Annotated in this window: 20 protein-coding genes and 5 pseudogenes; 12 read left to right on the forward strand and 13 right to left on the reverse strand. The window is 39.7% G+C overall.

Translation table 11 applies throughout. The features are described from left to right. Positions 1-14: 14 nt before the first annotated feature. Positions 15-434, reverse strand: a complete 420-nt coding sequence (locus ABLB98_RS15075; RefSeq protein ID WP_001180106.1) for an SMI1/KNR4 family protein — start codon at positions 432-434, stop codon at positions 15-17. A gap of 177 nt (positions 435-611) precedes the next feature. Between ABLB98_RS15075 and ABLB98_RS15080 the strand changes: the two are divergent. From ABLB98_RS15080 to ABLB98_RS15095, 4 genes and pseudogenes are all read left to right on the forward strand, one after another. Next, positions 612-1,157: pseudogene (locus tag ABLB98_RS15080) on the forward strand (helix-turn-helix domain-containing protein); the annotation flags it as partial. Positions 1,158-1,235: 78 nt separating this feature from the next. Next, positions 1,236-1,873 (forward strand): annotated as a pseudogene (locus ABLB98_RS15085) (IS3 family transposase); the annotation flags it as partial. Positions 1,874-2,229: 356 nt separating this feature from the next. After that, positions 2,230-3,234, forward strand: coding sequence for a cation diffusion facilitator family transporter (locus ABLB98_RS15090; RefSeq protein ID WP_023187986.1), 1,005 nt, complete (start codon positions 2,230-2,232; stop codon positions 3,232-3,234). 40 nt (positions 3,235-3,274) lie between these two features. After that, positions 3,275-4,963 (forward strand): hypothetical protein, encoded by a 1,689-nt coding sequence (locus ABLB98_RS15095; RefSeq protein ID WP_023187987.1) that lies wholly within the window; start codon positions 3,275-3,277, stop codon positions 4,961-4,963. Positions 4,964-5,187: 224 nt separating this feature from the next. Here the strand turns inward: ABLB98_RS15095 and ABLB98_RS15100 are convergent, their stop codons facing one another. Beyond that, positions 5,188-5,457 carry a helix-turn-helix transcriptional regulator gene (locus ABLB98_RS15100; RefSeq protein WP_086222489.1) on the reverse strand — a complete coding sequence of 90 codons (270 nt, stop codon included), beginning with the start codon at positions 5,455-5,457 and terminating at the stop codon, positions 5,188-5,190. Between the two features lie 165 nt (positions 5,458-5,622). On the opposite strand from ABLB98_RS15100, the gene ABLB98_RS15105 reads away from it, so the two are divergent. Continuing rightward, positions 5,623-8,109 (forward strand): heavy metal translocating P-type ATPase, encoded by a 2,487-nt coding sequence (locus ABLB98_RS15105; protein ID WP_023187989.1) that lies wholly within the window; start codon positions 5,623-5,625, stop codon positions 8,107-8,109. A gap of 10 nt (positions 8,110-8,119) precedes the next feature. Next, entirely contained in the window at positions 8,120-8,578 is a 459-nt protein-coding gene (gene cueR, locus ABLB98_RS15110; protein ID WP_061403561.1) for a Cu(I)-responsive transcriptional regulator, read from the forward strand. A gap of 212 nt (positions 8,579-8,790) precedes the next feature. Here cueR and ABLB98_RS15115 read toward each other — a convergent pair whose 3' ends face one another. From ABLB98_RS15115 to ABLB98_RS15125, 3 genes are all read right to left on the reverse strand, one after another. Continuing rightward, positions 8,791-8,979: a heavy-metal-associated domain-containing protein gene (locus ABLB98_RS15115; RefSeq protein ID WP_000394310.1), complete on the reverse strand. Its 189-nt coding sequence runs from the start codon at positions 8,977-8,979 to the stop codon at positions 8,791-8,793. Positions 8,980-9,059: 80 nt separating this feature from the next. After that, positions 9,060-9,398: an ISC system 2Fe-2S type ferredoxin gene (gene fdx / locus ABLB98_RS15120; RefSeq protein WP_001124186.1), complete on the reverse strand. Its 339-nt coding sequence runs from the start codon at positions 9,396-9,398 to the stop codon at positions 9,060-9,062. A 90-nt stretch (positions 9,399-9,488) separates the two neighbouring features. Beyond that, entirely contained in the window at positions 9,489-10,169 is a 681-nt protein-coding gene (locus ABLB98_RS15125; protein ID WP_000680279.1) for a DUF305 domain-containing protein, read from the reverse strand. 344 nt (positions 10,170-10,513) lie between these two features. Between ABLB98_RS15125 and ABLB98_RS15130 the strand changes: the two are divergent. Continuing rightward, positions 10,514-11,293 (forward strand): annotated as a pseudogene (locus tag ABLB98_RS15130) (ISNCY family transposase); the annotation flags it as partial. 86 nt (positions 11,294-11,379) lie between these two features. Here ABLB98_RS15130 and ABLB98_RS15135 read toward each other — a convergent pair. Next, positions 11,380-12,084 carry an IS6 family transposase gene (locus ABLB98_RS15135; protein WP_005028420.1) on the reverse strand — a complete coding sequence of 235 codons (705 nt, stop codon included), beginning with the start codon at positions 12,082-12,084 and terminating at the stop codon, positions 11,380-11,382. Between the two features lie 52 nt (positions 12,085-12,136). On the opposite strand from ABLB98_RS15135, the pseudogene ABLB98_RS15140 reads away from it, so the two are divergent. Next, positions 12,137-12,352 (forward strand): annotated as a pseudogene (locus tag ABLB98_RS15140) (helix-turn-helix domain-containing protein); the annotation flags it as partial. A 190-nt stretch (positions 12,353-12,542) separates the two neighbouring features. Here the strand turns inward: ABLB98_RS15140 and ABLB98_RS15145 are convergent. The 5 genes from ABLB98_RS15145 to ABLB98_RS15165 form a co-directional block, all read right to left on the reverse strand. Then, complete coding sequence (locus ABLB98_RS15145; RefSeq protein ID WP_000155092.1) at positions 12,543-13,427, reverse strand: Mph(E) family macrolide 2'-phosphotransferase; 885 nt, start codon at positions 13,425-13,427, stop codon at positions 12,543-12,545. A 55-nt stretch (positions 13,428-13,482) separates the two neighbouring features. Beyond that, positions 13,483-14,958, reverse strand: coding sequence for an ABC-F type ribosomal protection protein Msr(E) (gene msr(E), locus ABLB98_RS15150; RefSeq protein WP_000052512.1), 1,476 nt, complete (start codon positions 14,956-14,958; stop codon positions 13,483-13,485). A 492-nt stretch (positions 14,959-15,450) separates the two neighbouring features. After that, positions 15,451-15,723 carry a NadS family protein gene (gene nadS / locus ABLB98_RS15155; protein WP_000369781.1) on the reverse strand — a complete coding sequence of 91 codons (273 nt, stop codon included), beginning with the start codon at positions 15,721-15,723 and terminating at the stop codon, positions 15,451-15,453. Further along, the gene (locus ABLB98_RS15160; protein ID WP_000897307.1) at positions 15,716-16,036 is read right to left on the reverse strand and encodes a type II toxin-antitoxin system RelE/ParE family toxin; all 321 of its coding nucleotides are present in this window, start codon (positions 16,034-16,036) and stop codon (positions 15,716-15,718) included. Before ABLB98_RS15160 ends, nadS begins: the two co-directional genes overlap by 8 nt. 123 nt (positions 16,037-16,159) lie before the next feature. Then, positions 16,160-17,485: an ISNCY family transposase gene (locus tag ABLB98_RS15165; RefSeq protein WP_369028943.1), complete on the reverse strand. Its 1,326-nt coding sequence runs from the start codon at positions 17,483-17,485 to the stop codon at positions 16,160-16,162. Positions 17,486-17,803: 318 nt separating this feature from the next. Between ABLB98_RS15165 and ABLB98_RS15170 the strand changes: the two genes are divergently transcribed. The 4 genes from ABLB98_RS15170 (at position 17,804) to ABLB98_RS15185 (ending at position 19,792) form a co-directional block, all read left to right on the forward strand. After that, complete coding sequence (locus ABLB98_RS15170; RefSeq protein WP_087537486.1) at positions 17,804-18,760, forward strand: Abi family protein; 957 nt, start codon at positions 17,804-17,806, stop codon at positions 18,758-18,760. A 62-nt stretch (positions 18,761-18,822) separates the two neighbouring features. Beyond that, a complete protein-coding gene (locus ABLB98_RS15175; protein WP_087537485.1) occupies positions 18,823-19,227 on the forward strand; it encodes a GIY-YIG nuclease family protein in 405 nt (134 codons plus the stop codon). 16 nt (positions 19,228-19,243) lie between these two features. Beyond that, positions 19,244-19,552: a hypothetical protein gene (locus tag ABLB98_RS15180; RefSeq protein ID WP_087537484.1), complete on the forward strand. Its 309-nt coding sequence runs from the start codon at positions 19,244-19,246 to the stop codon at positions 19,550-19,552. 12 nt (positions 19,553-19,564) lie between these two features. Then, entirely contained in the window at positions 19,565-19,792 is a 228-nt protein-coding gene (locus ABLB98_RS15185) for a hypothetical protein (protein ID WP_162620819.1), read from the forward strand. Here the strand turns inward: ABLB98_RS15185 and ABLB98_RS15190 are convergent. Further along, positions 19,789-20,016 (reverse strand): annotated as a pseudogene (locus ABLB98_RS15190) (transposase domain-containing protein); the annotation flags it as partial. The gene ABLB98_RS15185 and the pseudogene ABLB98_RS15190 sit on opposite strands and share 4 nt — an antisense overlap. 104 nt (positions 20,017-20,120) lie before the next feature. Further along, the gene (gene ltrA, locus ABLB98_RS15195) at positions 20,121-21,782 is read right to left on the reverse strand and encodes a group II intron reverse transcriptase/maturase (protein WP_087537482.1); all 1,662 of its coding nucleotides are present in this window, start codon (positions 21,780-21,782) and stop codon (positions 20,121-20,123) included. Positions 21,783-22,334: the final 552 nt, after the last annotated feature.

A 22,334-nucleotide genomic window follows, 5' to 3' on the forward strand; every position in this document is an offset into this window, starting at 1 on the left:
AATTTTAGAAATTCTTAATTTCCATCTATCCAAACTTGCTTGATCCAATCTGCTAAATCTTCCCACTGCTCATCGCTATATCCATCTGCTGTCCAATATCTAATTTTATGATTAGGAGATAGGCAATAATAACTACCATTATCTTCACAAATAGGTAGCCAATCTTCTGGCAGACCTTGCTCCCTAGCATCATTTAATATCTGAGATAGCCCTCGATAGCATTCTTTCTCATCTGTAAGAGACGCTAATTCAATTGTTCCATAAAAGATATTGCTAATCTCTTTCAAAACTTTTTTATAATCTTTTGGAAAAATAAAACCTATTTTTCGTTCATAAGCAGATATGAAAATATCATCAGGTAGTTCTATGTTTAGACGACTATTCCCAGATAGTTCTTTTAATTCTTGAATAATGTTATCAAGCTTATTTTGCATATACATTCTGCTCTATCGCATTAAAGTTCTTACTACAATTTAACATAATGGCTGTTATGCGAAACGAGATTGTAACTCCAAAATAGAAATGTCCGGTTTCTCCAAAGTAAAAATGTCCGCTTTTAGAATATGCACTTTTGCAATTTCGTTAGCGGACGGTTTGATATGTTGGTGTCTATGTCGGATAAAGAACTTAAACGATTGTCGGTCTTGCAAGAAATCTGTGATCAACGCATAACTCAATCCCAGGCTGCTCAGCTACTTCATATTTCAGAACGTCAGATCAGACGCTTACTGCAGAAATACAAAGCTCAAGGTCCCGCTGCATTAGCCCATGCCGGTCGTGGCCAAATCAGCAATTCCAAACTTCCTGAAGAACTCAGACTCAAGTGCCTCAATATTGTTTCTGACCAACTCCATGGTTTCGGACCCACTTTAGCGCATGAAAAGCTCACCACCGTACATGGATTCGATCTTTCAGTAGAAACCCTGCGTTCCTGGATGATTGCAGCTGACTTATGGATTCCTCGATCCAAGCGCCTGAAACGCCCGTATCAGCCTCGTTACAACCGGGATTGCTTTGGTGAACTGATCCAAATTGATGGCTCATATCATGACTGGTTTGAAGGACGCGCTGCTAAATGCTGTCTGCTGGTGTTTATCGATGATGCTACAGGAAAATTGCAGCATTTACGCTTCTGTGAATCAGAATCAGCCTTTGATTAAGAGATGGATCCGGAAATTTGAACAACTCCTATAAGTGATACTCTGCTCCTCAAATGATGTTATAAACATCAATATATGGAGTATTTTATGGCACGTAGACCAAGAAGAAATCATTCAAACGACTTTAAGGCTAAGGTAGCACTTGCTGCGATCAAAGCAGAAAAAACACTTGCTGAATTGAGTTCTGAGTTTGATGTTCATCAAAACCAAATTATTGACTGGAAAAATCAATTGATCTCAGCTTCCTCACAAGCTTTCGATCAATCAAAAGCTCCATCAGAACCTCCCATTGATCTTAAAAAGTTACATGCAAAAATCGGTGAGCAGGCATTAGAAATTGATTTTTTAGAAGGTGTGTTGAAGAAACTGGGCCGCTTCAACCACAAAAGTTAATCGATCACTCACTTCAGATTTCAGTATCTAAACAAGCTAAGTTACTGAAAGTCTCTCGTGGTTGTTATTATTATCGCCCAAAACCTGTTAGCTCATCAGATCTGAAGCTGATGCGATGTATTGATGAATTACATATGCAATATCCTTTTGCAGGCAGTCGTATGATGCGTGATTTGTTGAATCGTCAAGGGCATCATATAGGACGACGTCATACACGTACTTTAATGAAGAAAATGGGTATTCAGGCGTTATATTGCAAACCAAATTTAAGCCAGGCTAATCAAGCTCACCGTAAATATCCATATCTGCTCAAAGGATTGGGGTGATCTGAATAGATTATACAAATGAACATATATTTATATGAATTATTAAAAAGTGAATTTCTATAAGTTTAATAGTCCGTTTTTTCAGCTTTATAAAACATACCTCCGTCTATGGAAATTAAATTCATGCAATATCCCTCCAGTATTAGACTGTCAAATTATTCATTTTATCCTAAGTAGAAATTTCTCTTAGAATAAGTAAAAACAGTATTACTTTAGAAAATTTGATTCCCTATTAGCTCAAAAATGGCACATGCCATTGATTATATTAAAATTAATAAATTAAATTTGACAATTTTTACATATGAACATATATTCATATGTAAAAATATATACATGTTAGGTTTTTATACATGAGTAATCAACGCGATCACAATCATAAATGTCATGATCATTCGCATGAAGGTCATGATCATTCGCATGAAGGTCATGATCATTCACATGTTCCTGATGTGAGTAACGGAAACGAAAGAAAAATTCTGATTTCGTTTTTTATCATTTTCGGGTTCATGCTTGTAGAAGCCACTGGAGGAATCATCTCTGGTTCACTCGCACTTCTGGCTGATGCAGGGCATATGCTTACAGATGCCGTTGCCTTAGGTTTAGCTTATGCTGCCTTTCGTTTCGGTCGCCGCATTGCAGATAATTCAAAAACATTTGGATACATGCGATTCGAAGTTATTGCTGGCTTAATGAATTCTCTTACATTATTCGCAATCGTTGGATGGATTATTTATGAGGCTATTGAACGCTTTCAATCACCTCAACCTGTCATGGCAGGACCGATGTTTATCGTTGCTATTATAGGTATGCTCGTTAACTTATTTGTTTTATGGTACTTAACAAGAGGCGATACAGAACATGTCAATGTTAAAGGAGCTATTCTCCATGTAATGGGCGATTTACTCGGCTCTGTTGGAGCAATTATTGCTGCCATAGTGATTTGGTACACAGGCTGGACTCCTATCGATCCAATTTTATCTGTTCTAGTTTCTTTACTTGTACTACGCAGCGCATGGTCTTTATTTAAACGTACTCTTCATATTTTACTTGAGGGTGCTCCTGAGAATGCTAATGCCCAAGAGATCACTGAATATCTTTTGAAAAATGTAAGTGGTATTGAAAAAATTACCCATATACATATTTGGATGATTACATCAGGTAGATCTATGGCAACGTTGCATGTCAAACCCAAAGATGGAGTTGACCTCGCGACATTAACTCTCAACATTGAGAATGAGCTAAAATCCAAATTTTCTATTGAACATCCAACTATAGCCATTGATTGGCAAGGCAATAGTACTTGTAGCTTAGAAAACCCAACTCAAATTGATCCACACGCTGGACATAATCACTAACCTTAAATCTTTATTGTTATTCACTGATGAGGAGACTTTAATGTCTGATAAATACTACAATTTAGGAGATTACCAGCGTCAAATAACTACGTCATCTCCTGATACTCAACTTTGGTTTGATCGTGGCTTATTATGGACATATTGTTTCAATCCGAGTGAAGCCATAAATTGTTTTAAGAAAGCTCTAGAACATGATGCAAAATGCGCAATGGCTTATTGGGGCATCGCCTTTGCATCTGGTCCAAATTACAATAAAGCTTGGCATTTATTTGATCCTTCAGACTTACAGAATACCATTCCATATATTAATGAAATTATGGAACAAGCAAAGTTAGCAGCGACTCATAATGCGACACAATTTGAGAAAGATTTAATTGATGCCCTTGCTCCACGCTTTCCAAAACACGTGACTATAGATGAACAAGACTTTCATGAGCTGAATTTTGCATATGCTCAAGCTATGAGATCATTTTATGAAAAATATTCTAATGATCTTGATGCAGCTGCAATGTTTGCAGATGCACTCATGTGCTTGAGCCCTCGTAAATTGTGGGATTTAGATACCGGTGAAGCCATAGGTTTAGGTACAGTTGAAGCTAGAAACGTGCTTGAAGTTGCTTTCACTAAACCTGGGGCAAATCGTCATCCTGTAATTAATCATCTCTATATACATTTAATGGAAATGTCACCTTATCCTGAAGTTGCATTGCCAGCTGCTGATAACCTTCGTAATTTATCACCTGATGGGTCACATTTAGCCCATATGTCCACACATATTGATAATGCATGCGGAGATTGGCGTCGAGTGGTTTATTCTAATCTTGATGCAATCGCAGCCGATGAAAGATATTTTTCTAGAGAAAAGAATCCAGGTGGTTGGAATATCTTGTATCGCGTTCATAATTTAATGGTAGGTGCTTATGGTGCAATGATGGCAGGTAAATCACAGGAAGCGTTATTTATGGCTCATCGTATCAATGACATTTTAACACCCGAAGTACTACATATCACTACACCGCCAATGGCTAATTTAACTGAAAGCCATTGCACAACACTACCACATGTTATGATTAGATTTGGCATGTGGGAAGATATTCTGAAACTTGAGCTACCTAAAGATAAAGGTCTATATAGTTCCACAACCGCAATGATTCACTACGCAAAAGGCATAGCATTTGCTTCATTAAGAAGAGTTAAAGAGGCCGAAAAAGAAAGAGAGTCTTTTATAAAAGCAGTAGCTAATGTATCAGAAGAGCGCTTTAACTCTATACCTGTTAAAGAGGTCGAAGCTTTAAAAATTGCTGCCAAAATGATTCATGGCGAAATTGAGTATCGTAAAGGTAATACGAAAGAAGCATTCGCAATCTTGCGAGAAGGCATTAAATTAGAAGATGCTCTTCCTTATTGTGATCCTCCAGCTTGGTTACAACCAGTTCGGCATGCATTCTGCGCACTTAATATGGAACAAGGAAACTTTGAAGTAGCAGCCCAAGAATATCGGATTGAACTGGGGCTAGAAGGTGACCTTGGACGTCGCCGAATTCGCCCTAACAATGTATGGAGTCTTCATGGACTTTATGAGTGTTTAGCAAAACTAGGTCTAGAGAAAGAAGCTCGAGATATTTCGCTGCAACGTGATATAGCACTTGCCTCGGCTGATATTAATATTGAAGCATCCTGTTTCTGCCGATTAAGTGCATTTGAAGATAACACTACAAGTTGCTGTTAAAAACAGATAGCACTTTCCTCAAATAGATATCAAGGCATATAGCTAGACATTTCTTAATTATATGCCCTTGATCTTAACTTTTTGTAGATGATACTGATAACTTAAATAAATGCATGATATATTTCTTGTTTAGAGTAATAAAAATAAAGAATTCCTATAACCCTCTTTCCCCTTAAAGTTATTTAATTTAGATATTTTTGCAATACATTACGTACTACTATAAATTAGTGCTCCTCACTAATATGACTTGCCATATCTAATAAAACCTGACTAACATGTAAATCATCAATCTCATAAAATACTTGTTTAGATTGTCTTTCGCCTTTGACTAAACGAGCTGAACGCAATAAACGAAGATTATGACTGACTAAAGATTGGGATAAATCAAGAGCATCACTGATTTCACCTACTGAACTAGGCCCCCGCATACAAAAAAGTAGAATTTTAAGTCGTGAAGCATCACCTAATAGCCGAAATGTTTCAGCTAAAGACATAATCTCATCTTGAGATAATGGTATCGGGTGATTATTAAAATTCATACTAATACTTAAATTCCTATTATTTAGAAAATATATATGTTTACATATTCTACCCTTGACCTTCCCATAATGGCAAGGTTTATGCTCTTAATAATTGGGTAAGCACTATAGGTATATCTTATGGGAAAGGCAACAGATAAGCTTTCTAATAATATGAAAGTTACATTAAAAATTGAAGGGATGACATGTGCCAGCTGTGTTGGGCGTGTTGAAACAGCACTCAAAAAAGTTGATGGTGTACAGTCTGCCTCGGTCAATCTAGCGACAGAACGTGCAGATATTGTACTTGATCAGCCTGTGGATCGTCAGGTACTGGTTCATGCCATTGAACAATCAGGTTATGACGTGCCCGCAAATAATATTGAATTATCAATTAAAGGCATGACCTGTGCTAGTTGTGTAGGTCGTGTCGAAAAAGCCCTTAAAGCCGTTGCAGGTGTAAAAGAGGCCAATGTCAATCTTGCGACTGAGCGTGCAACGGTCAGTGGTTCAGCAAATGTCGATGACTTGATTACCGCAATTGATAAAGCTGGTTACGATGCCACAGAAATTCAAGCTTCTATTCCTGACCAGACAGAGCTGCTTGAGAAAAAAGATCAAGAACGTGCTGAACTTAAGCGTGATTTGATTCTTGCAACCCTATTGGCTTTGCCTGTATTTATTTTGGAAATGGGATCTCACCTTATCCCTGGTGTTCATCAACTGATTGATCAAACTATTGGGATGCAGAATAGCTGGTATTTACAATTCATCCTGACCACGTTGGTTTTAGTTATTCCAGGACGAAGATTCTATCTAAAAGGTTTGCCTGCATTACTCCGTTTAGCACCTGATATGAACTCGCTGGTTGCGGTTGGTACATTAGCAGCTTACCTATTTTCTATTGTTGCCACATTCATACCCAACATCCTTCCCACAGGAACGGTAAATGTATATTACGAAGCTGCTGCGGTGATTGTGGCATTAATCTTACTGGGTCGTTTTCTTGAAGCAAAAGCCAAAGGGCGAACATCTGAAGCAATCCAGCGTTTAGTCAGCTTACAGGCCAAAACTGCCCATGTTTTACGCGATGGCCAAATGGTAGATATTGCACTAGACCAAGTGGTTGCAGATGACATTATCATTGTGAAACCAGGTGAAAGAATCCCTGTCGATGGTCAAGTCACTGATGGAAAAAGTTTTGTTGATGAATCCATGATTACGGGTGAACCAATCCCTGTTGAGAAAGGCATCGGCAGTGATGTGGTAGGCGGCACCATTAACCAGAATGGCACGTTGACCTTTACCGCTGTGGCGGTGGGTGGCGAAACTATGCTGGCTCAAATCATTCGTTTGGTTGAGCAAGCACAGGGTTCTAAAATGCCGATTCAAGCTGTGGTGGATAAAGTTACCTTATGGTTTGTCCCTGCGGTGATGATTGCCGCAGTACTTACATTCCTAGTCTGGCTTATTTTTGGTCCATCACCAGCCTTAACCTTTGCGTTGGTTAATGCTGTGGCAGTGCTGATCATTGCCTGCCCGTGTGCAATGGGATTAGCGACACCAACCTCAATTATGGTGGGTACAGGTCGTGGTGCAGAGTTAGGAGTGTTGTTCCGTAAAGGTGAAGCCTTACAACTATTAAAAGATGCTAAAGTTGTTGCAGTTGATAAAACAGGGACGTTGACAGAGGGTCATCCTGTGCTGACTGACTTTGAAGTAACCCAATTGTTTGAGCGTGATTATGTTCTAGGCATGGTTGCGGCTGTCGAATCCCGTTCTGAACATCCGATTGCTAAAGCAATTGTTGATGCGGCAAAAAGTGAAAACCTAGCTCTACCTAAAGTCGATACCTTTGATTCAGTCACTGGTATGGGTGTCTATGCAACCATCAATGGTAATGAAAAAATCAATATTGGTGCAGACCGTTATATGGTTCAACTTGGTATTGATGTTGCTCCATTTGCTGTTACAGCTCAGCGTCTTGGTGATGAGGGTAAATCCCCTCTTTATGTTGCTGTCGATGGCGAACTAGCAGGAATTATTGCAGTTGCCGACCCAATCAAATCCACAACGCCAGCAGCGATTAAGGCTCTACACCAATTAGGGCTTAAGGTGGCAATGGTTACTGGTGACAATGTTCGTACTGCTCAAGCGATTGCCAAACAATTGGGTATTGATGAAGTGATTGCTGAAGTTTTACCAGAGGGTAAAGTTAGTGCGGTTAAAGAGCTGAAAGCAAAATATGGCCATATCGCTTTTGTGGGTGATGGTATTAACGATGCGCCAGCTTTGGCTGAAGCTGATGTGGGACTTGCGATTGGTACAGGTACAGATGTTGCAATTGAATCTGCCGATGTCGTGTTAATGTCAGGGAACTTACAAGGTGTTGCCAATGCGATTGCCTTGTCCAAAGCAACGATTGGTAATATTCATCAGAACTTATTCTGGGCATTTGCCTATAACACCATGTTGATTCCTGTTGCTGCTGGTATATTGTACCCAGCCTATGGAATACTGATGTCCCCAATCTTTGCAGCAGGTGCAATGGCTTTGTCCAGTGTATTTGTACTCGGTAATGCATTACGTTTACGTCGATTCCAGTCACCATCCGTCAGTCAAGGCTAAGGAGGATATGATGAACATTGGTAAAGTCTCTAAAGCTTCAGGAGTTACCGCCAAGATGATTCGTTATTACGAGCAGATTGGCCTGATTCCCGCTGCTGGACGTAATAATGCAGGATATCGCTCTTACTCAGTAAATGATGTTGAACGTTTAAAGTTTATCAAACGAAGTCGTGAACTCGGTTTTTCAGTAGCGGAAATATCAGACCTACTCGATTTATGGAATAACCGCAGTAGACAGAGTGCTGATGTCAAACGCCTGGCTCAGGGTCATATTGAAAAGCTGGAAGAACGTATCAATGACCTACAGCAAATGGCGAATACTCTCAAGGACTTAATCGACTGTTGTGCTGGTGATAATAGACCCGACTGTCCGATTCTTGAAGGCTTGCAAGAACCTCACAATGAAATAAAGGACGTTCACCATCATAACGACCTGCTTTCCGTTTCACCTTTAACCCGAAAGAAATAGCAATAGGATATAGGGAGAAGTAAAATTAATTTTACTTCTCCCTATTTTTTATATTTATAACTATGAACTAAAATATGTCATTTCTTTTAGATACTTACATTGTCAAATAACTGCTAATTTAACATCACAAACATTCCTAAATATTGAGCTTATAATTCATTGCCCACAAAAAAGCGACTCAATAGAGAGTCGCTTTATCATTTCGTCCGTTTTTAACGAGGAGGAAAACCAGCCTCGGTTAAAGCCTCAACGATTTGCTGCTGTGTTGCAGTTGTTTCAACTTTTACACTACGATTGGGTGGTTCGGTGATGACCTTTGCATTGGCATCTATTGCTTGAATTGCTCTGGTTACACCACGGGCACAGCCACCACAAGTCATATCTTCAACATGAAATTCCATATTTAACTCCACTATTACTATTCAGGATGTGTTTAATATAAACCTTGCCATAATTGTAAGGTCAAGCATTAAAAGTAAAATTAATGTCCCTCAGATATATAATTGACTGTGTACTTAGGTATTTCTACCTCCAAGTTTTCATCTTGGACCTTAACCTGGCAAGATAGTCTTGATTGGGCCGTAAGCCCCCAGGCACGATCCAGTAAGTCCGCCTCTACATCATCCATTTCTTCTAAACTGTCGAACCCTTTTTTCAGAACAACATGGCATGTTGTACATGCACCTGATAAATCGCAGGCATGTTCTATGGGAATGCCATGATCCAATAAACTTCGACATAAATTACTTCCGCTTTCAATTTCAAGTTCCGCACCCTCTGGACAAATCTTTTCATGCGGAATAACTATAATTTTTGGCATATAACATAATCCTCAATTCATCAAATTTATAGATAAAACAAGGGGCTTTAAAAAGCCCCTCATTTAAAAGAATATCGAATAGAGAAGTATCTACTTATGTTTACTTAACCATTCATTCATCATCTTGATTTCTGATTCCTGGGCAGAGATAACATCTTCAGCAAGCTGGCGTACTTCTGGATCAGAACCATATTGAAGAACTACTTTTGCCATATCAATTGCACCTTGATGATGGGGGATCATGCCTCTCATGAAATCAACATCAGCATTTCCTGTAAATGGAACCATCATATCTGCGTGCATTTCATCATTGATCTTAATATATGCTTGAGTTGATGGGCTATCTTCATTTTTGCTGCCAGAATGATTTTTGTTTTTTGCCAACCATTCATTCATCATCTTGATTTCTGACTCTTGGGCAGAGATAACGTTCTCGGCAAGCTGACGCACTTCTGGATCAGAACCGTATTGAAGAACTACTTTTGCCATATCAACCGCACCCTGATGGTGAGGAATCATACCCAACATAAAGTCAGTATCTGCATTTCCCGTGAAATCAATACCCATTCCGCTGTGCATACGAGTATTTACTTCCATATAGGCATTTGTAGATGGATTATCTGTTTTAGCTGAACCATTCATATCATGGTGCATTGAATGGCTTTCATGTTTATTCTCACTCATTGAATTTTCCTTTGGAGCGTCAGAAGAGGAACACCCCGCACTAAATACAATCGCACCGATCATTAACATTGGAACAAAGTGTTTCATGGAGTTATCCTCTTACTACAATTATGAAAAAATAATGGGTAATAAGCTCGGAAGTTATTCTTTCATATCAGGTACATCATTACCCTTGATGTAGCAACTCTATTCTTTCCAATTATGGTAAGGTCAACACCTAATCAAATAAAAATAATTAAAAGAATAAAACAATTAAAAACAAATACTTAAAGACAATTAACTCCGTAGTGAGTCACAATAATCAATAGAATTAAAAAAATCACCTCCAATCACAAATAATATTTTTATATAAATATCAATGTGATATGTGTCTTCATGGTTTCACAATTATTTATTTGACTATTGGATGCACTACAAAAGACTACAAACATTATATGATTTCAACACGCTTGTATGTTGAGCAGCATGGTAAGCCGTTGGCATTTTACAGCGACAAACATTCAGTCTTCAGGGTGAATCAAAGCAGCAAGAAAGACACCAAGATTACCCAGTTTGGACGCGTACTCAGTACCCTGAATATCGATATCATCTTCGCCAATTCACCACAGGCCAAAGGCCGTGTGGAACGTGCCAACAGAACCCTTCAGGACCGTCTGATCAAGGAGATGCGTCTGGAAGGTATCAGCTCGATTGAGCAAGCTAATGCCTGGCTACCCTGCTTCATTGAGCAGTTCAATCAGAAGTTCGCCAAGATGGCTTTTAATCCTAAGGATCTACATCGGCCTATCACTGAAACAGCCGAAGAATTAGATGATATTTTTACTTGGCGTGAACCCCGCAGAGTCACGAATAGCCTGACGATTACTTATGATAAATGCGTATATCTCCTGGAAAACACCGAAGAAAATCAAAGGTTGATCGGTAAGTATCTTGAGTTCCTGGAATACCCGGATGGTACTGTAGCCCTCATGCATGATGGCCGAAAGATCAATTACAGCCTCTTCGATAAATTAAGTCAGCTGAATCAGCGAGAGATTGTTGAGAATAAACGGTTGGGTGCTGTTCTGAATCATATCCAACAACAGCATGAAGAACTGGAACAACAAAACAAACGCAATCGTTCTCAAAAGATGCCAAGCAGACGTGCACAGAAAATAGCAATCAAAGAACGAAATCTAAATCCTGTGCTTGACTTGGAATTGTCCATATAGGACATTTCTATTTGGTTATTAGGTAGGACATTTCGGCACTGTTGCAAATAGAGATTTGAGTCGATGATGTTCCCTTTAAAAAGTACTTAGAGACCGAAAACCCTGTTGATTAGACACACTTCACCCTGAGGCTGACCATAATAAAATGACGATGCTTGTCCTTTACGTAGTGCACGCATGACTTCAATACCTTTAATTGTGGCATAAGCCGTCTTCATAGATTTGAATCCTAATGTGGCCCTGATGATCCGCTTTAGCTTGCCATGATCACATTCAATCACGTTATTTTTATACTTAATCTGCCTGTGCTCAAGGTCTGGTGGACATTTACCTTCCCGTTTTAACCGTGATAAAGCACGTCCATATGTGGGTGCTTTATCCGTGTTGATCACTTGTGGAATTTGCCACTTCTTCACATTATTTAAAATTTTTCCAAGAAAACAATAAGCTGAATGGGTATTTCGTCTAGCAGAAAGATAGAAATCAAGAGTATGGCCACGTTGGTCAACTGCACGGTATAGATATGCCCATTTGCCATTCACTTTTACGTAAGTTTCATCCAGATGCCATAAATGTCGATCTGTAGGATTACGCCAATACCAACGTAAACGTTTTTCCATTTCTGGAGCATAACGCTGAACCCAGCGATAAATTGTGGTGTGATCAACATTCACTCCACGTTCGGCCAGCATTTCCTGAAGTTCACGATAGCTGATGCCATATTTACAATACCAACGAACAGCCCAAAGAATGATTTCACCTTGAAAGTGCCGACCGTGGAAGGGATTCATCTGCTGTATCTCGAAATAAATAAGATATTTAGCTTATCATGTCAGCCTATTTGCAACAGTGCCCCGCCTAGACAATGAGAAACGTATAGAACGTATTAAGCAGGGCCTGGCACGTTCGGGTTACAAACCAACAGGCAAGAAGGCAAATGAGGCTAAACATAAACGAATAAAAGAATTGCTAGTAGTTGGCAATATGACTAAGGAAGAAATTGCCAAAGCAGTGAATTGTGGAGTTGCAACTGTCTATCGAGTTGCTAAAGTTATCTAAAAGAGGCTTATCTCAACGCGCCCCCAATGGGGCACCGCTGCATTCAGGTTTACTTCACATAAGAAATTTTATGTTAAATGATTGTTAGAAATGCCCCTTGATCGAGGCATTTTCTATAAAGAATACTAAAAACTAATTAAAGCCAACCAAGTTTCAAAACAAGGCAGTTCTCAGCAATCATATTTTTAAATTATATAACTCCCAACTGAGCTTTTGCTCCAACGATAAGGCTTTCATTTTGAGTTTCTAAGGCAAATAAACCATACATCAAAGGAGAGGCCGCTGCTCTTTCTAAAGTCTGTTCATATAGTTTATTCCAAACTTTACCCCCTAGTTTTTCATACTCGATGATTAGAGTTTTGAGGCTTTCTTCTCCAAACAAAGTTACATGCCCAGCAAAATCAATCGCTGGGTCATCTATATGGGCTGTTGACCAATCAATAACGCCTGAAACAGCTCCATCCTTTGAAGCTAGTACATGCCCAGCATATAAATCGCCATGTATAAATTGGGTGAAATCTGCCCATAGAACATCATTATCCAACCATTTTCTGTAGCGGGTTTCCAATTGCTCACTTATACCAATTTCAGATTTTACTAACTGCAAATTGTTTGCTATTTCAGGTCTTAAATCTGAAGGTTTCATAATTTTCAAATCATTTTCCCGAACTTCTTTTTCAGGAATACTATGGATTTCAAATAAGGTTTTTGCCAAAGATGTTATGTATTTCGGGCTATCTTTGTCCATATTCCAAATTATTTCATAGGTTTCAGCATCCAAATTTAAAACAGGATTATCTTTAAGTATGGGATAAGCCACTAATTCTGTAGATGAAATTCTCCAATCAGGAACCTCTACAGAAAGATGTTTTTTTACCAATTCTAAAATGCGTTTTTCTTTCTTGATTTGTTCCCTCATGCCATCACGACGAGGAATACGCAGCAACCATTGTTGCCCCTTTGTATCAAGAGCAAAAACGACCTTAAAATCAATGCCCATTTCATTGAAATTCATTTTGTCCGTAAGCAACAAGCCGTGTGCTTCAGCAAGTGATTGAATATCTTGAATTGTCATTTTTAATTTCCTTTAAAGAGTTCAATAATTAATGTTCGGATTAGATTGGCTATCATTAACAATCTCTCTCAAAAGTCTTGATGATTTTGTGGTCTTTGATCTCGTAGATAATGTCAGCAATATTATCGACCAATTGCTTGTCATGAGATACGAAGATAATAGTTCCTGCATAGGACTTCATCATTGTTTCTAATGCGGCAATACTTTTTAGGTCAAGATAGTTTCCTGGTTCATCCATAAGCAAAATATTATATTTTCCTAAAAGCATTTTGGATAAAAGCAGTTTGATGATTTCACCTCCCGATAAGTCGGATAAGTTTTTTTGAATATCATTCGCTCCGATCCCCATTGAAGCCAATACTGCACGAATTTCCGCAACTGTGTACTCGCACTCTTCCTGCATAAAGGAGAGCACAGATTTATGCGTGTTAAATTTATATCCTGTTTGTGTAAAGTAGCCAATTTCAGCTTTTGGAGATATGGTTAATCCATCAGCACGTTCTGATATCATTTTTAACAAGGACGTTTTCCCTGTTCCATTCGATCCAGTTATAGCGACTTTAGCGCCAAGCGGTATTATAAAGTTAGCGTCATCAAAGATAGTACGGCTACCAAATTTTAAGCTCAGACCATCTGCCGTAATCGGGAACTTATTGTGCAGTTCTAGGGCTGAACTTTGACGAAAACGAATAGAACGCAAATGCTCTGGTGCTTGAATATCTTCTAATGCAGCCAAACGCTTTTCCATACTCTTAGCTGCCTGATACAGTTTTCTTTGCTTGGTGCCAGTCATTTTTGCATGCCCAAGTCGTCCAGCACTTTCGGTAGAGTTTTTGGATTTTTCTCCTTTTTTCTTATTGTCTAATCGATTAGCTTGCTGGCGTTTTTCTTGCACAGCAGATTCTAATCGCTCCCGTTCCTTCATCATCAGCTCATATTCTACGGCTTGGTGTTGTCGCTCTTCTTCTTTTTGACGCAAGTAATCCGAGTAACCACCCCAATATTCCGTAATTTTACCGTCTTTTAACTCCCATATCTTGTCTACAACCATATCAAGAAAATATCGGTCATGACTGATAACAAGTAATGCTCCATCAAATGCTTTAAGTTGACCAATAAGTAGATCTATTCCATTGAGATCAAGGTGGCTGGTTGGTTCATCCGCTAGAATGCCATGTACTTGTTGGGAAAATGCGGCAGCAATTTTTGCACGAGTTTCCTCTCCGCCACTCATTGTGTCGTTTTGTACATTGGAAACACCAAGGCGAGATAACATTGCCCGGTCTTCGACCGTTTCTATTTCGATTCCGCCCAGTTGGCTGATATGTGCAAAATCACCAAAACGCTGTAATGTCGCTTCGGCTAAAACAATTTCGCCATTAAGTACTTTGAGTAAACTACTCTTTCCTGCTCCGTTATCACCCACAAGACCAATACGGTCATAAGAGTGAATTTCCAATTCATCAATATCCAAAACATCACGCCCAGCATAATCCAAGCGTATGTTTCTCGCTTTAATAATTAAACTCATTTTTATTTACTCCTGTTTAGCTCTTGAAATTTTTTATGCAGCAAACAGGATTTAGGTGAAAACAAAAGCTAGCATCACAGTGTCCTCCCAAAAAAAAAGCTATTCATCCACAGGGTGGACAAATAGCTAGTCAATTAAGTTATAACTGGAAACTATGCACTAAAAGCATACTTATAAATTAAGCATACTTTTACTTTATATATCCGCATATATTCTTAAAGACACAACAAAAGCCCACCATTATAAAATAGTGTCACTATGCAAATAGTTGTGTCTTAACGAATGCGGATAGAATGCATAAACTTACCTAAAAAATAAAATTCAGTTTTATGATAACTTTACTGTTAAAAGAAGTCTAGACAACCTTGTTTTATGCTTGGATATAAGGCTTATTTTAAAATAATAGTAGTGAAGATTTTCTAAAATTAACATAATACACCTTATACGAAATAAAAATGGGAGCCTTAAGCTCCCATTTTTTAAGTAATTTTTTCAAATAAGGCTTGGGTGAGCATCTAAAATTCGAATCAATGTAGCTGCTGGTCCAGTTGGATAGCGTCGTCCCTGTTCCCAATTTTGCAGGGTACGGGGGCTAATATGTAGACGTGCAGCAAATTCATTTTGGCTCAAGCCAGTTTTTTCACGTACTTCTTTAATATCAGGCAATTCGAGTTCTGTAACTCGGCTTGCTTTAACTTCTTTACGTTTGATAGCTCCAGCTTCTTTGATTGAAGCAACCAAGTCATCAAATAAGTTGTTATCCATGAAATTGCTCCTTCACGAGTTGGTGCAGAATGGCGGTTTCCTTATCTGTTAAATTATCTTTTACTGATTTTGGATAAGCCACTAAGAAAAAGATCTGATCATCCTCGGTGACCCAATAATAAATCACCCGTATCCCACCACTTTTCCCTTTGTTACCTTGAGCACAACGTACTTTGCGAATACCACCGCCATTCTTGATTAGGTCACCTCTATCAGGCTGTACCAAAAGATCTTGCTGAAGTTGACGATATTCCTCATCAGATACAAGGTCTTTAATTTGCTTGGTAAAGATGCTGGTTTCAATAAATAACATGGACTCTTTATACGTCAATGGCGTATTTGAATTTTAGCAGTTTCCATAACAAAAAACGAGAGCTGGTAGATCTCTGTTATTCCTAAGTAGAAATGTCCTACCTAATAACCAAATAGAAATGTCCTATATGGACAATTCCAAGTCAAGCACAGGATTTAGATTTCGTTCTTTGATTGCTATTTTCTGTGCACGTCTGCTTGGCATCTTTTGAGAACGATTGCGTTTGTTTTGTTGTTCCAGTTCTTCATGCTGTTGTTGGATATGATTCAGAACAGCACCCAACCGTTTATTCTCAACAATCTCTCGCTGATTCAGCTGACTTAATTTATCGAAGAGGCTGTAATTGATCTTTCGGCCATCATGCATGAGGGCTACAGTACCATCCGGGTATTCCAGGAACTCAAGATACTTACCGATCAACCTTTGATTTTCTTCGGTGTTTTCCAGGAGATATACGCATTTATCATAAGTAATCGTCAGGCTATTCGTGACTCTGCGGGGTTCACGCCAAGTAAAAATATCATCTAATTCTTCGGCTGTTTCAGTGATAGGCCGATGTAGATCCTTAGGATTAAAAGCCATCTTGGCGAACTTCTGATTGAACTGCTCAATGAAGCAGGGTAGCCAGGCATTAGCTTGCTCAATCGAGCTGATACCTTCCAGACGCATCTCCTTGATCAGACGGTCCTGAAGGGTTCTGTTGGCACGTTCCACACGGCCTTTGGCCTGTGGTGAATTGGCGAAGATGATATCGATATTCAGGGTACTGAGTACGCGTCCAAACTGGGTAATCTTGGTGTCTTTCTTGCTGCTTTGATTCACCCTGAAGACTGAATGTTTGTCGCTGTAAAATGCCAACGGCTTACCATGCTGCTCAACATACAAGCGTGTTGAAATCATATAATCAAAGGCTGATTCTGATTCACAGAAGCGTAAATGCTGCAATTTTCCTGTAGCATCATCGATAAACACCAGCAGACAGCATTTAGCAGCGCATCCTTCAAACCAGTCATGATATGAGCCATCAATTTGGATCAGTTCACCAAAGCAATCCCGGTTGTAACGAGGCTGATACGGGCGTTTCAGGCGCTTGGATCGAGGAATCCATAAGTCAGCTGCAATCATCCAGGAACGCAGGGTTTCTACTGAAAGATCGAATCCATGTACGGTGGTGAGCTTTTCATGCGCTAAAGTGGGTCCGAAACCATGGAGTTGGTCAGAAACAATATTGAGGCACTTGAGTCTGAGTTCTTCAGGAAGTTTGGAATTGCTGATTTGGCCACGACCGGCATGGGCTAATGCAGCGGGACCTTGAGCTTTGTATTTCTGCAGTAAGCGTCTGATCTGACGTTCTGAAATATGAAGTAGCTGAGCAGCCTGGGATTGAGTTATGCGTTGATCACAGATTTCTTGCAAGACCGACAATCGTTTAAGTTCTTTATCCGACATAGACACCAACATATCAAACCGTCCGCTAACGAAATTGCAAAAGTGCATATTCTAAAAGCGGACATTTTTACTTTGGAGAAACCGGACATTTCTATTTTGGAGTTACATGTGGATTTCGTATAAGAGATTTTATGTTAAATAGATTTATTTAGTTTTAAATAAAGAAAAGCCCACCAAAGGTGGGCTTTTCAAATTTTTTGTCTATAACGAAGGATCACTAGAACTTAATAAATTACTGATTTATTAAGGGAAGACGATCACAACAGACTCTCTATCTATTAGTATATACCAATATTTAATGAATGCAAAATTAGTTTAATGAAAGAATTAGCATCAACTTTAACGTCATTCACACCATTTTTAACAAGTGTGAGATTAGCTCCTTACCAATTAACTTTTGATATAACTAATGATCATGAGCTAATGGGGGCATATTTATGGAGTCAACAGGGAGCAAGTGCCCTATACCCACTTTTTCATTTTGTAGAAATCTTCATAAGAAATGCGATTGATAAAGAGGCTAAACGAAGATTCGGAGAATTTTGGTGGGATAAAATTAGCTATAATAACACTCAACATGCTTGTAAATGTTTCATTGAAAATATTGATAATGCTAAAGAAAAACTAGAAAGAGATTGGCGAAAAGCTGAGAAAAAGCGGCAAGGATTGAAGAGAGGAGAACGTTTGATTGATCCATGCCCTGAATTTTCTCATGATCAAATTATTGCTGCTACAGAGTTTTCAACATGGACATTTATATTAACTAATGGGTTCATGAAACCTAAGTATTTGACCGATACTAATAAAGAGTACTTATGGCCACAATCTCTAGGTAAAGTATTCAAACATTTTAATACTTTAGATTCCTCTCCGCATAAAGCTCTAAAGATTTTGCATGATAATTTAACGGATATTCGTAACTATAGAAATAGGGTTTTTCATCATGAGCCTATTTGGATTAAAGGTGATACTCAAAAACTAAATTCAATAAGAGCAATTGAAACTATTCGTCATAAAATCAATAAGATGGAAGAATTTATTAAAGTAATAAATTCAAATATTTATCAGAATTTATATGAAACTAATATTTTTAATAATGCTCGAAGGGTATGTTCAAAACAAGAATTAGAAATTTATCAAGGAAAGGCTAAGACCAATGTTCTGAAAGATGGGGAGGATGTGATTCTACAAAGATCTATAATTACCACAGCTCAATTGGAAACAATATGTATTGATATTGGAAATCAGCTATTTAGTTTTTCAAGAATGTTTTGACCAAAATTCCCAGAAAAATTATCTAAAATTAATATCTTTTTATAAAATAGAAGGAAAAGTTTATGCCTAATACTGAAAGAGGTTATGTTTATATCCTTAGAGATAGACTGAACAATAATGAAATTAAGGTAGGGCTATCGAAGGACCCAATTAGTCGTATAAAACAACTGCACAATACCTCTACGGCTCTTCCAATGTACTTATATTACGTATGGGAAGTACAAGATATGAGATATGCAGAAAAAATTGCTCATGACTCTCTAAGTGATCATAGAATCAATAATCGTAGAGAATTCTTTGAAATCCTAACAATACCTGACTGTATATCACTAAATATTAGTGAATATGAGCGGTATAACTACGATGCTAGTTGTATGTATTTAGATGCTTTAATTAATGCGATAGAAGATAATTTTTCAATGATGCAAATAGCTTTTAGACCATGCTATGAGCTACTCCAAGACTAATTTTTGGGAACATCTAATGCATTTACCAAGCAAATCTTTCCAGAATATTCGTTTACTTCAAACACTGATTAAGTACTCAGACTCTAATGGTAATATCGATACTAAAAACAATGAAATGTGGAAAGATTTAAACAAAATTTTTCCTAATACGAATTTACTTGATCGGAGGTTATATGAGTTAGATAGGGAAGGAATTATTTATTATGAGGAGATAGGAGAAGATGGCTTTGCACCAATTGTTTTAGCTGGGATAAAAGACGAAACGCATTTATTTTTAACACAACTTATTGAAAAAACTGAAATTGAAGTAATCAACATAGAATAAATGATCAAAGACTTGTTAACTTTTGATCCAGAATTATTAACACAGAATATTGAAAAAGCCCAAAAAGATTTAAATCATGCGAAAAATCAAGCATTAAGTAATGAAATTTTAAAGCCAATCCTCAAGCCAATTGAGCAAATTGAAAATCAATTCAAAAGTGTAGCTGCTGTCAGTAAAATTTATGATGACGTTTATAAGAATATTAGTAAGCGTCCGCTGAATCCCATACCTATTTTTTAATTCGATTTAGGTTTCCAGCAGTGCGGCAGCAATTCTTCAATTTGGGTCACTTTGTGTGTCGGTAACCTTTTCAGCACATCACTTAAATAGGCATACGGATCCAAGCCATTCAGCTTTGCTGACTGGATTAAAGTCATGATGTTTGCCGCTCGCTGACCACTGCGCAGCGAACCTGCAAACAGCCAGTTCTTGCGTCCCAACGCCCAGGGACGCATCTGATTGTCGGGTAGTCAGACGCAGTTACCTACGTCCAACCCCCTAAGAACCGTGCATGCGAGTTTCCCAGCACACGGCTCAAGCCTCTGCTAAGGCGCCATTCGGCACCCGGTTATACATCGTTGACATTGGCAAACTGAACACTCCTCGGACAATACAGATGGTAAATCTCAAGATTAGCAACAGCATCCGTTCCACCATGACTTAGCTTCACAATATGACGGCTGTGCCATGGTGTATCTTTGGTGACTGGTTTAAGACAGGCGCAGCAGCGACCACCTTGTTTTAGCCACACCCGATACAGCTTGGCTCGCCCCTTTGCGGAGACCAGCATTCTTTTACCCCATCGGGATTCGAAGTACTCATCCCATGCGGGGTCATGAGGGTTAGCAGCAGCCTTGATCTTGATATGTCGCACAATTGGCGTGTCCGAGGCAGACACTAATGTGTATTGTCGCTTCCGACCATCAGCGGACTGTTCATCACATGAGAACACCCATCGACGCGCTCCTTGTACTTTGAAATACCGATCTTTGACCCATCGGAGTGTCTTGCGAGGGTGGCGACGTACAGCCCATCGCCAGAGCATTTCCCACACTGCGTTGTCTACCTGGTTGAAAACCTTCTTGGCAACGACATGACTATGATAGTTGGCCCAACCCCTTAGAATCGGGTTGAGCAAACCGATCAAAGTGGCCTGTCGTGTCGCTTTGTTTGCATTGATTAATGCTCGCAGCTTGTCAAGATGAGCGCTGATGTTTGCCTTTGACGGCTTGATCAGTAGCTTGCCGTTGTACTTACGTACGTTCCAGCCAAGAAAATCGAACCCGTTCCCTATGTGCGTGATTTTGGTCTTTTCCTGAGAGAGCACGAGACCGCGCTCCGCCAGAAATTCAACCACGGCAGGGCGAACTTCATTTTCGAGCCACTCTTTAGAATACCCCGTGATGATGAAATCATCCGCATACCGTACCAGTTGCAGCTTTTTGCCTGTCCATTTGGCGTTAGGGAACCTCTTCGCCAGCATCGTTTCCAGTCCGTCCAAGGTCATGTTGGCCAACACCGGGGAGATAATACCTCCTTGCGGTGTTCCGGAAAGACTGGGAAACAGCTTGCTTTGGTAGACGTAACCGGCTTTGAGCCATTTCCGTAGAATCACCTTGTCCATTGGGAGGTTGGCGATCATCCAGTCATGGCTGATATTGTCGAAACAGCCTTGAATGTCACCCTCTAGCACCCACTCCGCACTTACTTTTCTTGACAGCACACCAAAGCACTGTGCTGCAGCATCCGCGGTTGAGCGTTGTGGTCTGAATCCATAAGAGTTCCGATCAGCGGTGGTCTCCGCGATGGGTTCCAAAGCCAGCAGATGGAGCGCCTGCATGGCCCGGCATTTCATCGTGGGTATCCCGAGAGGTCTCATCTTGCCATTTTTCTTCGGAATAAGGACTCTCCGAAGCGGAAGGGGCGTGTAACCTCGCCTCTTCAACGACATCATCGCACCGGTCTTGGCCTTGGGTGTATTCCAAGTCACCTTGTCGACCCCAGCCGTGTTTTTGCCTTTGTTTTCAGACACTCGTTTTACGGCCAATGCTTTGCCACTAAACGAGTGAGTCAGCAGCCATTGCAGAGCTTTCGCCTTGTTATACCTGCCGTCTTGTACCGCCTTCACAATACGCGCTTGCAGCCCTCTGACATGACGCTGTACAGCAATCCAATCGATGCTGTCCCACGATGTGCTGGAAGGCGCACACGCTGATACTGCTGCGTTCATTTGCTCTCCCTCCATTAAAAGGGTTCTACACACTCTCTTGTGATGAGAGACCATAAGGACGTCAGCCCGCTTTCGCGTGAGGTAATGTTTCAACCTCTATCCAACCCATTACAGACTGGCATTCGCTTTTTCCTCGTTCCTTCGCCCGCATCACCATGGGCAGTTTTTGCAAACTGCTTTCCCAATGGGGGTAATACGGGATTTCCACGTTCCGCTTACTGAAGTACATCGGCTTAGGTGCCTGCTATCGACCGGGAGGCGTATGGGTCACGAATGCGTAGTAGAAAGACGCGATTCCCACCTCCATTACCGTTTTGGTTCGAGCGTATTAGCCATTTCCGCTCGTTCAATTTAACGATCGTTGCGCAGATTCACATGTGTTCACCATACCGATTATCTAGCCCTTGTCCGGCTATGGCTGCCAGAAGAGTACGCCTCTCACGATTGATACCCCGCACCTTACGGTGCCTCGTTACATTGTCGAAGGCGCTCTTTATTCAGCCTTCTAGATTCACCCGGTGACACGGGTGGTTCCCGCAGGGGGAACAACTT

Origin of the sequence: Acinetobacter yuyunsongii (assembly GCF_041021915.1) — a bacterium.
GTDB lineage: Bacteria > Pseudomonadota > Gammaproteobacteria > Pseudomonadales > Moraxellaceae > Acinetobacter.

Excerpts from the sequence above, each read along its gene's own strand:
- ABLB98_RS15075 (WP_001180106.1), bottom strand. The coding sequence starts at position 434 with ATGCAAAATAAGCTTGATAACATTATTCAAGAATTAAAAGAACTATCT.
- ABLB98_RS15090 (WP_023187986.1), top strand. The coding sequence starts at position 2,230 with ATGAGTAATCAACGCGATCACAATCATAAATGTCATGATCATTCGCAT.
- ABLB98_RS15095 (WP_023187987.1), top strand. The coding sequence starts at position 3,275 with ATGTCTGATAAATACTACAATTTAGGAGATTACCAGCGTCAAATAACT.
- ABLB98_RS15100 (WP_086222489.1), bottom strand. The coding sequence starts at position 5,457 with ATGTCTTTAGCTGAAACATTTCGGCTATTAGGTGATGCTTCACGACTT.
- ABLB98_RS15105 (WP_023187989.1), top strand. The coding sequence starts at position 5,623 with ATGGGAAAGGCAACAGATAAGCTTTCTAATAATATGAAAGTTACATTA.
- cueR (WP_061403561.1), top strand. The coding sequence starts at position 8,120 with ATGAACATTGGTAAAGTCTCTAAAGCTTCAGGAGTTACCGCCAAGATG.
- ABLB98_RS15115 (WP_000394310.1), bottom strand. The coding sequence starts at position 8,979 with ATGGAATTTCATGTTGAAGATATGACTTGTGGTGGCTGTGCCCGTGGT.
- fdx (WP_001124186.1), bottom strand. The coding sequence starts at position 9,398 with ATGCCAAAAATTATAGTTATTCCGCATGAAAAGATTTGTCCAGAGGGT.
- ABLB98_RS15125 (WP_000680279.1), bottom strand. The coding sequence starts at position 10,169 with ATGAAACACTTTGTTCCAATGTTAATGATCGGTGCGATTGTATTTAGT.
- ABLB98_RS15135 (WP_005028420.1), bottom strand. The coding sequence starts at position 12,084 with ATGAATCCCTTCCACGGTCGGCACTTTCAAGGTGAAATCATTCTTTGG.
- ABLB98_RS15145 (WP_000155092.1), bottom strand. The coding sequence starts at position 13,427 with ATGACAATTCAAGATATTCAATCACTTGCTGAAGCACACGGCTTGTTG.
- nadS (WP_000369781.1), bottom strand. The coding sequence starts at position 15,723 with ATGGATAACAACTTATTTGATGACTTGGTTGCTTCAATCAAAGAAGCT.
- ABLB98_RS15160 (WP_000897307.1), bottom strand. The coding sequence starts at position 16,036 with ATGTTATTTATTGAAACCAGCATCTTTACCAAGCAAATTAAAGACCTT.
- ABLB98_RS15165 (WP_369028943.1), bottom strand. The coding sequence starts at position 17,485 with ATGTCGGATAAAGAACTTAAACGATTGTCGGTCTTGCAAGAAATCTGT.
- ABLB98_RS15170 (WP_087537486.1), top strand. The coding sequence starts at position 17,804 with ATGAAAGAATTAGCATCAACTTTAACGTCATTCACACCATTTTTAACA.
- ABLB98_RS15175 (WP_087537485.1), top strand. The coding sequence starts at position 18,823 with ATGCCTAATACTGAAAGAGGTTATGTTTATATCCTTAGAGATAGACTG.
- ABLB98_RS15180 (WP_087537484.1), top strand. The coding sequence starts at position 19,244 with ATGCATTTACCAAGCAAATCTTTCCAGAATATTCGTTTACTTCAAACA.
- ltrA (WP_087537482.1), bottom strand. The coding sequence starts at position 21,782 with ATGAACGCAGCAGTATCAGCGTGTGCGCCTTCCAGCACATCGTGGGAC.